This window comes from Formosa undariae (genome assembly GCF_042427615.1).
Lineage (GTDB): Bacteria > Bacteroidota > Bacteroidia > Flavobacteriales > Flavobacteriaceae > Formosa > Formosa undariae.
In genome coordinates, this window is the sequence record NZ_JBHMEZ010000001.1 from 60,572 (window position 1) to 72,961 (window position 12,390).

Annotated in this window: 12 protein-coding genes and 1 tRNA gene; 4 read left to right on the top strand and 9 right to left on the bottom strand. The window is 33.6% G+C overall.

The genetic code is table 11. The features are described from left to right. Window positions 1-45 precede the first annotated feature (45 nt). The 6 genes from ACFFVB_RS00260 to ACFFVB_RS00285 are packed head-to-tail and all read right to left on the bottom strand — an operon-like array spanning window position 46 to window position 5,558. Entirely contained in the window at window positions 46-1,335 is a 1,290-nt protein-coding gene (locus ACFFVB_RS00260) for a hemolysin family protein (RefSeq protein ID WP_382379972.1), read from the bottom strand. Between the two features lie 9 nt (window positions 1,336-1,344). Then, complete coding sequence (locus ACFFVB_RS00265) at window positions 1,345-1,533, bottom strand: hypothetical protein (protein WP_382379974.1); 189 nt, start codon at window positions 1,531-1,533, stop codon at window positions 1,345-1,347. Between the two features lie 34 nt (window positions 1,534-1,567). Further along, complete coding sequence (gene lptC, locus ACFFVB_RS00270) at window positions 1,568-2,077, bottom strand: LPS export ABC transporter periplasmic protein LptC (RefSeq protein WP_382379976.1); 510 nt, start codon at window positions 2,075-2,077, stop codon at window positions 1,568-1,570. A 31-nt stretch (window positions 2,078-2,108) separates the two neighbouring features. Beyond that, on the bottom strand, window positions 2,109-3,485 hold the full coding sequence (locus ACFFVB_RS00275) for a hypothetical protein (RefSeq protein ID WP_382379978.1): 1,377 nt from the start codon (window positions 3,483-3,485) through the stop codon (window positions 2,109-2,111). 28 nt (window positions 3,486-3,513) lie between these two features. Next, window positions 3,514-4,830 (bottom strand): BamG family beta-barrel-assembly machinery protein, encoded by a 1,317-nt coding sequence (gene bamG / locus ACFFVB_RS00280; protein ID WP_382379980.1) that lies wholly within the window; start codon window positions 4,828-4,830, stop codon window positions 3,514-3,516. Beyond that, window positions 4,827-5,558, bottom strand: coding sequence for a type III pantothenate kinase (locus ACFFVB_RS00285; protein ID WP_382379982.1), 732 nt, complete (start codon window positions 5,556-5,558; stop codon window positions 4,827-4,829). The genes bamG and ACFFVB_RS00285 overlap by 4 nt, the downstream gene beginning before the upstream one ends. Before the next feature lie 99 nt (window positions 5,559-5,657). On the opposite strand from ACFFVB_RS00285, the gene ACFFVB_RS00290 reads away from it, so the two are divergent. Both ACFFVB_RS00290 and ACFFVB_RS00295 read left to right on the top strand, forming a co-directional pair. Continuing rightward, a tRNA-Phe gene (locus ACFFVB_RS00290) sits at window positions 5,658-5,733 on the top strand. Window positions 5,734-6,294: 561 nt separating this feature from the next. Continuing rightward, the gene (locus tag ACFFVB_RS00295) at window positions 6,295-7,815 is read left to right on the top strand and encodes a GH3 family acyl-acid amido synthetase (protein WP_382379984.1); all 1,521 of its coding nucleotides are present in this window, start codon (window positions 6,295-6,297) and stop codon (window positions 7,813-7,815) included. A 3-nt stretch (window positions 7,816-7,818) separates the two neighbouring features. Here the strand turns inward: ACFFVB_RS00295 and ACFFVB_RS00300 are convergent, their stop codons facing one another. The 3 genes from ACFFVB_RS00300 to ACFFVB_RS00310 form a co-directional block, all read right to left on the bottom strand. Next, the gene (locus ACFFVB_RS00300) at window positions 7,819-8,460 is read right to left on the bottom strand and encodes a hypothetical protein (RefSeq protein ID WP_382379986.1); all 642 of its coding nucleotides are present in this window, start codon (window positions 8,458-8,460) and stop codon (window positions 7,819-7,821) included. Window positions 8,461-8,464: 4 nt separating this feature from the next. Then, window positions 8,465-9,376, bottom strand: coding sequence for a mechanosensitive ion channel family protein (locus ACFFVB_RS00305; protein ID WP_382379988.1), 912 nt, complete (start codon window positions 9,374-9,376; stop codon window positions 8,465-8,467). 193 nt (window positions 9,377-9,569) lie between these two features. After that, window positions 9,570-10,811, bottom strand: coding sequence for a cation:proton antiporter (locus ACFFVB_RS00310; RefSeq protein ID WP_382379990.1), 1,242 nt, complete (start codon window positions 10,809-10,811; stop codon window positions 9,570-9,572). A gap of 124 nt (window positions 10,812-10,935) precedes the next feature. On the opposite strand from ACFFVB_RS00310, the gene ACFFVB_RS00315 reads away from it, so the two are divergent. Both ACFFVB_RS00315 and arsS read left to right on the top strand, forming a co-directional pair. Beyond that, complete coding sequence (locus tag ACFFVB_RS00315) at window positions 10,936-11,271, top strand: arsenosugar biosynthesis-associated peroxidase-like protein (protein ID WP_382379992.1); 336 nt, start codon at window positions 10,936-10,938, stop codon at window positions 11,269-11,271. Between the two features lie 54 nt (window positions 11,272-11,325). Next, window positions 11,326-12,381, top strand: coding sequence for an arsenosugar biosynthesis radical SAM (seleno)protein ArsS (gene arsS / locus ACFFVB_RS00320; protein WP_382379994.1), 1,056 nt, complete (start codon window positions 11,326-11,328; stop codon window positions 12,379-12,381). Window positions 12,382-12,390: the final 9 nt, after the last annotated feature.

Consider the following 12,390-nt stretch of genomic DNA (forward strand, 5'->3'; position numbering starts at 1 on the left):
GGAGAAAACATCAATAATTCATTTAATTTCTACCAATTAGGAAAATTATTCGCCCTTTACAATGGTAAGCGCGACTAAGTCAATTTTAGTATTAGACACTTCTAGAATACTGAAGCGAAAATCGCCGATAACGACAACTTCATTTTTACTCGGAATTTCTTCAGTATGATTTACAATAAATCCACCTAAAGTACCATAGTTTTCACTTTCAGGAAGATCTAATTTGTAATTTTCGTTTAAATAATCGATTTCGAATCGTGCAGAAAAGGTGTAATTCTCATCGTCTATTTTTTCTTCAATTAAATCAATCGTATCATGTTCGTCTTCAATTTCCCCGAACAATTCTTCTACGATATCTTCAACCGTCATAATTCCAGATGTTCCACCATATTCATCTAAAACTACGGCAATACTCTTACGTTTCTTAATTAGGATACTTAGTATATCCTTAACTAACATTGTTTCTGGAACCAATTCTACAGGTAGTAGTATCGATTTTATTGTTTTTGGCTTTTTAAAAAGCTCGAAAGAATGCACATATCCAAGAATATCGTCGATTGTTTCTTTATATACTATAATTTTAGAACATCCTGTTTCTGTAAATAGACTATTTAAAACTCGAGGGGATTCATTAATTTCGACAGCGATAATTTCTGTTCTCGGAACCATGACTTCTCGGGCTTTGACTTCGGAAAATTCTAAAGCATTCTGAAATATTTGTATTTCCGAATCGACCTCGTCATGCGCTTCAACAGACTTCATTTGTTCCGTAATATAATTTCCTAATTCTACTTTAGTAAACGCAAGTTGTACTTGGTCCCCTTCCGTTTTAAAGAAACGTCTCAAAACAAAATTAGACACCCAAAGCACAAAATCTGATATCCAAGAAAAGAATCCGTAAAAGATATAAGCAGGAACTGCAAAAAACTTGATTAGTGTATTGGCATATATTTGAAAGAATACTTTTGGTAAGAATTCTGCTGTTATTAAAATAACAAGTGTAGAGATTACAGTTTGCGTTAACAAACTTAAATCATTCAGCATATAATTAACAAGTGACGAACTTGATGGTAACATCGATTGAAACCAATCTACCAGCAAATCTCCCATAAATAACCCATAGATAACCAAGGCAATATTGTTACCAATAAGCATGGTCGCAATAAACTTCGAAGGTTTAGCAGTAAGTTTTGTTAAGATTTTAGCTAAAAATCCATCTTGCTTTTTTTCAATTTCGATATGGATTTTATTAGACGACACATAGGCAATCTCCATACCTGAAAAAAATGCAGATAGAATTAACGATACTACGATAATGATGATTTCTGGACTCATCTAAAACAATTAGTCTTTATTATCGAATTTTTTATTGAATCTCTGCCTAAAGAAAAACATAAAAATAGCGGCACCAGCAAGTAATAAACTTCCATAATCAACAACTCCTGTTATGGTGTATTTGTTTACAACTTGATATAAGAACACAACGGCAAATATTAAATATGCGTATTGAAAGATCTTAAATGATTTATTCATGGTAAAATTTTAATTTGGAACAAAGGTAACTAAATTATTCATCAAGTGTGATGATTCCATTAATTTCAAGCACTTCTGCTTCTTTAAAATTAACATCGGAATCGAAACCGTTTCCATTTATTAAATCGCCATCGGTTCTAAAGGTAACCGGTTGGTTGGTAGATAACCATTGTTTATTTTGATCGTAATACAACTGATCACCAAATAAAGTGTCATTGGTGTACGTCGCTAGCACAACATTCCCTTGTAAATCGATTAGACCTGTTTTATCGTATACTATAGCATAATCTGATATAACAGTACTTTTATTATTGTCTTTATCGAATATATACAATGTAATACCTTCTGTAAATTCTGAATAAGGAAATTCTCGATTGGAATAATCTAGCATTTTCGGACTAATTAAATTAGCCTTTACCTTACCCGAATCGGTGTATTTAAGATCGATATTTTCCGCAATACCAACAGGAACATTAAAAGAGACCTCTGGTTTTAAATCTACAGCACAGGAAAAAAACATGGTCATAGCAAAAGCTATGACCATGAAATAAATATTATGATGTTTTGAAAACATATTATATGTTTGGTACTGTTACGCTAGAACCAATCCAACACCCGATTTTAATGGTTTGACCTCCATTTCCTTCAGAGAAAATATCAGATTTTTGGGGTGCTTTAGCTCTATAACTTGTAGCCGATTGCGATGCGTGAGATTTTAAAGTTGGATCTACACGTCCTGCTTTCGATGCTTCGTCTGCTGCTAACCAGAATACTGCACGTTTGTTAAATGTTGTTGTACCACAATCGTTAGCACTTGCTGCATACATCGCTGCAATTTGTAAGTGAGGACGACCGTTAGAAGGGTTTAAGCTTAAAGACTCACGGTAATAACTTCTAGCTTTAGAATATACTCCGCTTCTCTTTAACTTATCTGCAATCTTACTATATAATTTTGCTTTTTTGTAGTTATCCGTTTCTAAGCTTAATGCTTGCTCGTAATACTTAAGTGCTTCGCTAGATTTGTTTTCTTTGTCTTTTAATAATCCTAAGAAATATGCAGAGTTTGCAGATGGATTTAAATCGTGATATGCATTTACTATTTTAAAATATAATGGGTCACTAGTACAATCTTTCTCAGACATTTTACCAGCTGCTCTCTGTAACCAAACAGCATCTGTTTTGTTTGCTTCGAAATCTTTTTGGTATAAAGGAATTAAGTTCTCGCAGTTTGCACGTTCACCTAATTTACCATTAATACTACCGCTGATCTGATCGTATGCTTTTAAATAACTTTCATAAGGTCTTTTACGTTTTATCTCTGCACTAGTTAATGGCGTACCTGATTCTTCCTTAGCAATAATCTTATTTAAATCTTCAGAGAAATTTTTAACCTCTTCGTCTACACGTTCGGTAATATCATCGTATTTATTAAATAAATCTTGAGCTGTTTTTTGTTTTGCATCATACAAATCTACCATTAGAGAAAAGTATGTATACAAACTTTTAGGATTTTTAAAGTGTTCCTTATCTGTAGTATATGCTTTATCGAAAGCATTGTAAACTTCAAGGTCAGATAAACCTAAATCTGCTTTATTATCATACATTAACTGAGCTTTTTCAGTTAAAACTTCTCCTTGAGATGATCTTGATGGAAAGTTTGCTAATTCTTCATCCCAAAGTTTCATGATATCTTCTATATAAGCTTTTTTCTCAGCCCCTGTAGAATTCTCAATCTTGTAATCTAAAATTTTGTTACCGTCAATATGTATTGCTTTATTGAACTTAGGGCACGCTTTCCTTACTTCCATCCAAGGCGTGTAAGCGGCATCATAATTCTTTGCTTTCACATACTCGTGAAAAATAGACAATTTAGTAGTACATTCTTCTTGACTCTGAGCGAAACCGTTTGTTAGTCCCAAGCATAACAATGCTACTATTAAAGTAACTTTCATTTTCATAATTTTTATTTTTGCGTAATAGTTAATCAAATTTTCGTTTTACAAACCATCTATCGTTTAACGACAAACTAATGCTAAAGTTAACAAAGTTTTCTTGAATTAAGTTCTTAGAAGTAGTCCCTCTTTTCCCAAATTCGACACCAATGTTTGCGTTAGAAAAAATAGTTCCTAATGGTAAACCTGCACCAAAAGATATGCCAAACTCGTTAATCTCCTCATCATTAATCACTAAACCTGATTTTTGAGTCCTAAAACCAGCACGGTAAACCACACGGTTCCAGTAGCCTGTAAACGCATTATACTTTGGAATATAAAATCCTCCAACAGATAAACCAAAGGCATCTTCATATTCAACATTATTACTTTCTATATGTTCGTTTGTAGCACCGCTAGTGTTCTCGAATGTAGTTTCGACCCCAACAAACCAATGTCTCGGTTGACCAATACCCGTTCCTATAGAGAATTTTGAAGCGACATTAACATCGGTTTCTAATAGACCAGCATCGATAAGTGATTGCTCTCCATCTATCGTACTCACAATACTTTCGGTATCGGCAGAAGAGTTTACTACAACTGTAGAAAATGATCTAGAATTTTTAGACTTAAAAGTACTACTAGGTGCATATGTTGCAGAAGACACCCATTCAAAATCATCGAAAACAAGTGCTTTGTATGTCATTCCAAAATTAAAACTCACTCCACTTAAATCAGATCTATTATTTTGTCTCGTTTGATAACTTATTAGCTGACCATCGGTATCGTAAACATACTGAAGAATACTGTTCTTAATATTACCAAAACCATATTGTGCGTCCACACCAATACTTAAATTTTTAGTCACTAAATATCCTGCAGAAAGAAACGCCTTATTTAAACCACCTTCTCCGGTAAATCGGTTTTGTAAATCGCCGTTATCGTAATTGGTTTGAAGTTTATAACCGACAGATGAATATGGAAGAAGTCCAAATCCAAAACCAAATTTTCCTACTGGCATAGATATGGCAATATAATCGAAAGTTGAAGAACTTGCATCGTCAGAAACACCATTCTCTTCCATAGAAGAACTTGTATGACTTCCCCCAATAGCAAATTTTACTGGTCGACTTTCACCACCATACATCTTTAAATTCTCTGAAGCATATGATGCGGGATTTCGTAAATTAACGTGTATACTATCGCTAAAAATACTAAGTCCTCCCATACTTCTATTTTCTACAGTCCCTTTAAACTTAAGGTTTCCAATACCGTAATATGAATATGGCGAAGCTGTACCACTGTTTTGAGCATAACTATTAACTGCAAAAGCAGCAATAAAAACTAATACAAGTTTTTTAATCATTCGTATGAATTAAATTGTAAAATTGAGTTCAATCCTTCTAAAAGAAAATTCGAGTTCGCAAATATGCCACTTTTTAATTGCTTTGACAAGAAATTAGTGTCGCCTCCTGTTAAAATAATTGTTAAATCTCTATATTTTTCTTGGTAAATTGAAATATTTCCATTGATTTCATTTAAAATTCCAAACACCACGCCTGAATGGATCGCGGCATTTGTAGAATTTCCTATAATATCTAGGGGCTCTTCCGCTATTAACAACGGTAATTTTGCGGTATAATTGTTTAAAGACTTATATCTTAATTGTAATCCTGGAGAAATTCCGCCTCCAAAATACTTAGATTCTTCTGACACAAAATCATACGTAATACAAGTACCAGCGTCTATAACAAGAACATTTTTATTTTTATACTGACTAACCGCAGCACTAACCAAGGCAATGCGATCTATTCCTAACGTTTTAGGTGTACCATAATGATTAAAAAATGGCACTGGGGTGTCGTGATCTAATAGCAATACATCGCACGCTCTTTTTATAGCTAAAACATCCAATTCTGTTAAATTTCCAACCGAAGACAGTATGCCTTTCTCTATATCTGGGTGGGTTTCAATAAAATTTTGAAATTTTTCTAAAAAATTTTCAGCTTCTACTATTTTTTTATCTACAATTCTATTTGCTTCAAAAACAGCTAGTTTCACAAAAGAATTCCCGCAATCTATTATTAAATTCATAGAAAATATTTGAAATACGAATCTACGAAAGCATTTTTTTATAAAAAACATTTGGAGAAGAATAAAAAGGTTGTATATTTGCACTCGCAATTACGCACTGGTGCCTTAGCTCAGTTGGTAGAGCAAAGGACTGAAAATCCTTGTGTCCCTGGTTCGATTCCTGGAGGCACCACCAGAAAACCCTGAAAACATTATGTTTTCGGGGTTTTTGTTTTTATAGACTTTCCTTAAATTTACATGCACAACAGCTAGATGAATCATTCTAAAAAATTGTGTGTGAATTGATAAATAGCTTGATCTTTTTAAAATAGAATCACATTGAATTTATTAATAAACATTCTTAAGCTATGCTACGGGAGTTACTTGTAAATTATCTTTGGGGATTCTCGACAAACTTCGTTTGCTAGTTTCGTCAGAATCTTACAATTCTTTCTCACTAATGCTAGAATACCCTTTAAATCCTCAATATTCAACTTTTTAATGTCTCTTTTAAATGGCTTGTAAAATTGTGAAAACCCCATGTTTTTCTATGGTGTTCGAGCGTAGTCGAGAACTTAAAATATAATTTTTTTTTCTTCGGCAATTAATTACATAAATGCAAAAACTCAACAAGGGAGCTTGATTCAATTAGATTCTGCTTCATTTCCGTTTTTTAAAGCCAATTTTATTTCTAATTGAGAACAAAAAGCACAGCAACCTTTACTATTTTTACTACCAAACTCTATCGCAAACCGTTATGGCAATCATTGGTAATATTATAAAAGGTGTAATTCAGATTAAAGACACACTGACTCCAGAATCTAATCCTGTTGAAAATCAAAAAGAGGTTTTAAAATCACTTCTAGAAACAGCTAAAGACACGGCATTTGGTAAACACTATAAATTTGAAGCGCTTTTAGAACACGAAGATTTCGAATCTAAGTTTTCTGAAACCATCCCATATTTTGATTATAATAAAATAAACGATGAATGGTGGTACCGTTTACATCAAGATGAAGGTGATATTACTTGGCCTGGAAATCCCGATTATTTTGCTCTAAGTTCTGGAACTACAGGAAAAACTAGTAAACGTATTCCCGTAACAAAAGATATGATCGAGTCTATTAAAAATGCAGGCATACAGCAAGTATTTGCTTTAAACTCATTCGATTTACCTGCAGATTTCTTTGAAAAGGAAATTATGATGCTAGGAAGTTCTACCGATTTAATCGAAAGAGAAAATCATTTAGAAGGTGAAATAAGCGGTATTAGCGCGAGTAATATTCCGTTTTGGTTCCGTGGTTATTACAAACCCGGGGAAGACATATCTAAAATAGAGGACTGGGACGAGCGCGTAGAACGCATCGCAGAAAATGCCAGAAATTGGGATATTGGAGCTTTAAGTGGTATACCGTCGTGGTTAGAACTGATGCTTAAAAAAGTAATCGATTACCATAATCTTAACAACATTCACGAAATTTGGCCAAACCTTCAAGTGTATACCTCCGGAGGTGTGGCTTTTCAACCATACGAGAAGAGCTTTAATGCTCTTATGGGACACCCTATTACTATTATCGATACGTATTTGGCTTCAGAAGGTTTTATCGCCTTTCAAGCACGTCCCGAAACGACGTCCATGCAATTGGTTACAGATAATGGGATTTACTTTGAATTTGTACCCCTTAAACCGGAATATATTTTAGAGGATGGTTCTTTAACAGAAAATGCCCCATCTATTACTTTAGCAGATGTAAAACTTGATGAAGATTACGTATTAATTATAAGCACTGTTTCTGGAACTTGGCGCTATATTATTGGCGACACTATTATGTTTACAGATATAGAACGTGCCGAAATAAAAATTACAGGACGCACAAAATTCTTTCTTAACACTGTAGGTTCTCAGCTATCTGTGAATAAAATGAATGATGCCATGCTTCATTTAGAAGAACAATTCGACATGAAGATTCCTGAATTTACGATTTGTGCAAAGGAATTTGAGGATGGCTTTTACCATTGTTGGTACTTAGGAACAGAGAATACAGACAAAGACACGAATACCATCGCAGAAGCCATAGATAATTTCTTAAAAGAGGCTAATAAAAATTATGCTGTAGCGCGATCTAAAGCACTTCAAGGTTTAAAAGTAAAACTGATTAAGCCTGAAATATTTTCCGAGTGGAATGCAAAAAACAAAAAGAAAGGTGGTCAAGTAAAAATGGAGCGCGTTATGAATGAAGACAAGTTTAAAACTTGGGAAGATTTTGTTAATGAATAACGATTAGTTCGTTTCAAGCTTTTTATCCCGCTCATCAATTAACAACATAATTTCTTCTGGAGACAAGTAGAAACGCTTGATTCTGTCTTTATAACTCTCAGGAATATTGGCATTATCCAGAATGAAGTTTTTTGTTGCAATAATATAATCCTCCATACCGTGTATAATCGCAAACGAATCTGCATTACGTTCGGCTTCTCTTATAAATTTACTTGAAAACAGATACTTAAATCCGAATCTTATTAGCCCAAAAGTCGAACGATTCTGATAGTCGCAAATGTGTCCCAATTCATGCCCCAACCAACCAATAATTACATTGGAAGGGATTAATTTTGTCGAAAATTCGGAGTTCGAAATTTTAATCTTTTTACTAATAAAAATAATATAGCGTCTCCCTTTTTTTCCTTTTAGTAAACTAGAAAACTGAGGTTGCGCCTGCATAGTCGATTTTTTGATTTCCTTTTTAAATCGGATATCAATCTCGACATTTTCTAAATCAGGATAAAAAGACAAAGCCATTTTAGCTTCCTTTTCTATAGATTTAGGAACAGTATGATTTTTTGAAATAGATACAGTAGGCATAGCTTGAGATTGAAAAAGAATAACACTTAGTATTAAACAATATTTTAAAAGTAAAGTCTTCACATTTCTATTCGTTTGATGGTCCTTGAACTGGAGCCTCCTTTTGAGTATTTGCTCCTAAAAATCCTTCAGGAAAGTCCAATGTTCGTATTGGGAATGGAATATTAATATCATTCGCATCAAACGCTGCCTTAATCGCTATCATCGCTTCAGATTTTGCTTTGGCAACTTGTAATGCAGATGTCGATTTAATCCAAAAACGAGTTTCAAAATTAATAGAGCTATCTGCAAACTCGTTATACATAAATATCACTTCTTGAGAACTTGTTACAGCATCAAAAGTTTCTACAATAGTTTTTACAACTAGATCCCTTACGAACTTTAAGTCGGAATCGTAATGTACCCCACACCCTAAGATAACACGAGATTGCGCTGTAGTAGAATAGTTTTTTATAGGACTATCCACTACCATTTTATTAGGAATATACACCAGATTATTATCCGATTGCTTTAAAGTCACCGATCGCAAATCAATATTAGTAATCTCGCCTTCATAGCCATTACTTTCTATCCAGTCTCCATATTTAAAAAAGTGAATATAAGAGAGTACAACACCAGAATAGAAATTAGCTAAAGCACCTTGCAAAGCCAAACCAACAGCTAAACCTAACACTCCGGCACCTGCTAAAACAGTATTTAGCGCTTTATCTAAATTTAAGATTCCAAGAACAATAAAAAGCCCAATAATTACAACTACAGCAGATACTAACTTCGAAATCAAATTTTTCATTGATCGCTGCATAGTACTTCTATCAAGTAATTTTAGAACCAATTTATTAATCCACTTCGAGAGAAATAATACGAAAGAAAATACAATTATGGCGATAATAAAATTTGGAAGTGCTAGAATAATACTATCTAACCAATGATCTAGCTTAGATAACATCTTAGACCAAGCTTCTAATAATTTGTTTTTCATATTATGTGTGTCCCTTTTATATTTTAAGGATTGATAAGGTAGTAAAATAAATTAAAACCGATTAACGCATTCAATTTTAAAATAAACCGCATTAAAATAGCTATTAAAAACCAGACACTTAACACCTTTAAAAAAAGACTTTCAAGACGACTATTCTGATTTCATAGCATTCGATTCAAATGAGAGAAAAACACTATGTAATCAATCGTTTTACAAGCGAACTTAATGTTAATCCTTGAACTAAAATTGAAAACACGACAAGCATATACGTAATTACAAGAAATAATTCCCTGTGCATCTCGCTAGTTAAACTTAAAGCCAATGCAATGGATATACCGCCTCGCAATCCGCCCCAAGTCATTATTTTATTAGTTTTAGTTCTAAACTCTAAGCGTTTTTCAAACATGCCAATCGGACCATGCAATGAGATATATCTGCTTACTAACGCAATTGGAATCGCTAATAATCCGGCAAAAATGTAAGACCATTGAAATTCTAACACAAGCATCTCCATACCTATTAACACAAACAATATCGTGTTTAACAAGATGTCGACTAGTTCCCAAAACTTATCTACATAGTTCTCGGTTATCTCCGACATTGCAGATCCTCTTACCGTATCATTTCCTACAACCAACCCAGCTGTTACCATAGCTAAAGGCGCGGATAAATGCATTTTTTGAGCTATTACAGTTCCTAGCATAACGGTTGCTAGAGTAATAATAACCTCAACATCATAATCGTCTATAGATTTCATCAATCTATAAGTTCCATATCCTAAAAGTAATCCTAGAATTATACCACCAATAACTTCCCGAGCAAACAATTCTAGGACTTCATTAACTTCAATACCCCCAGCTCCTGTAGCATTTGCGATTTGAAAAATGGTTAAAAACACTACAACTCCTACGCCATCATTAAATAAGGATTCCCCAACAATTTTAGCTTCCAAATCTTTTGGAACTCCAACTTTTTTCAGAATACCAAGCACTGCAATAGGATCTGTTGGCGAAATTAAAGCTCCAAAAAGCAGACAATAGATAAAATCTACATCCATTCCTAAAAGTAAAAGCACGCCATACATTAAGCCTCCAATTAAAAACGTAGATAACAAAGTTCCTACGGTTGCAAAAACTAAAACGGGCCATCGCTGGATTTTTAATTGCTCGAAATTAGTATGCAAAGCACCTGCAAAAAGCATAAAACTTAACATAACATCTAGCAATACCGCCCTAAAATCGATTTCTGTAATTAAATTGCGTTCTGCCAATAACAATGTTTTATCAATGGTACCAATAGCTAGGACGACTAATGTAAATACCAAAGTAATTAGCATTAAACCAATAGTATTTGGTAATTTTAAAAATCTAACATTTATATATCCAAAAGCGGCGGCAAGAGAGACAAGCGTCGTTATAATTATAAAATAATCCATGTAATGTGTTTAGTGATATTAAAATAAATGATAATTAAGCAGATTAGCAAGATGTTAGTATATTCAATTTGAGAAAACAGTAAATTAGCTGTAAATAATTAACAAAACAACCGACATAAATACCATGCAAAAAACATATTACGATCCAGCCGACCTAAAAAAATTCAGTAAAATATCTGATTGGAATGAAGAATTAGGAGAAAAATTTTTCGACTATTACGGAAAAGTTTTTGAAGAAGGTGCCTTAACCGAACGTGAAAAATCGCTAATTGCTTTAGCTGTATCGCATACCGTACAATGCCCGTATTGTATTGATGCTTATACTGGTGATGCATTAAAACGAGGAATTACAAAAGAAGAAATGATGGAAGCTTTACACGTTTCGGCAGCTATTCGTGGTGGTGCTTCTTTGGTTCACGGTGTTCAAATGATGAATAAAGTGAATAAGTTAGAAATGTAAGTTTCTTAACATTGTTCAGTCTAAAATAAAAGCAAAAACAATTAATACTTTTTAATGATTAGTAAGTCTTTACATAAACGCGAAAGTGATTTAGCAAATAGTAACCGCCAATTAGAACTTTTATCGAATGGAATTTTCAAAAACGGAGAATTACCAACCTTTAAAGCTAAAATTTCTGAAACAGGACAATTTCCACTAAAAGCAAAAAAGTTAGAAATTCTACAAATTAACGTCGGATATATGTGTAACCAAGTTTGTGCACATTGCCATGTTGATGCTGGTCCAGATCGTAAAGAAATTATGACTCGCGAAACGATGATGCAATGTCTGGATGTTATTAAAAACACAGGCGCACATACATTAGATTTAACTGGTGGCGCCCCTGAAATGAATCCTGATTTTCGATGGTTTGTGGAAGAAGCTGCTAAAGCTGGAATTAAAGATTTTATTGTACGCTCGAATCTTACTATTATTCGTGCAAACAAAAAGTATTACGATTTACCAGAGTTTTTCAAAAAACACAATGTGCATGTCATTAGTTCTATGCCACATTGGACACAAGGAAAAACAGATAAGCAACGTGGCGATGGTGTTTTTGCTAAATCCATTCAAGCGTTAAAAGACTTAAATGCCATTGGTTACGGTATGCCTGGTAGCGGACTCCGTTTAGACTTGGTTTACAATCCGTCGGGAGCCTTTTTACCAGGAAATCAAGATGCTTTACAACGCGATTTCAAGAAAGCTTTATTAGAGGATTTTAATATTCAGTTTCACAATTTATTTGCGATAACAAACCTACCAATAGCACGATTTTTAGATTATTTGATTGCTTCTGAAAATTATGAGGATTATATGTATAGCCTTGTTGAGGCTTACAATCCTACAGCTGTTACAAATGTTATGTGTACAAACACACTATCGATAAGTTGGGATGGTTATTTATTTGATTGCGATTTTAATCAGATGTTAGAACTACCTGTAAATAGTAAAGTGAAACATATTTCGGAATATAACGAAGACCTTCTAGAAAACAGAGACATTGTTATTTCTCAGCATTGTTATGGATGTACCGCTGGTGCAGGAAGCAGTTGCCAAGGAAGTGTTATTTAATAAAACACT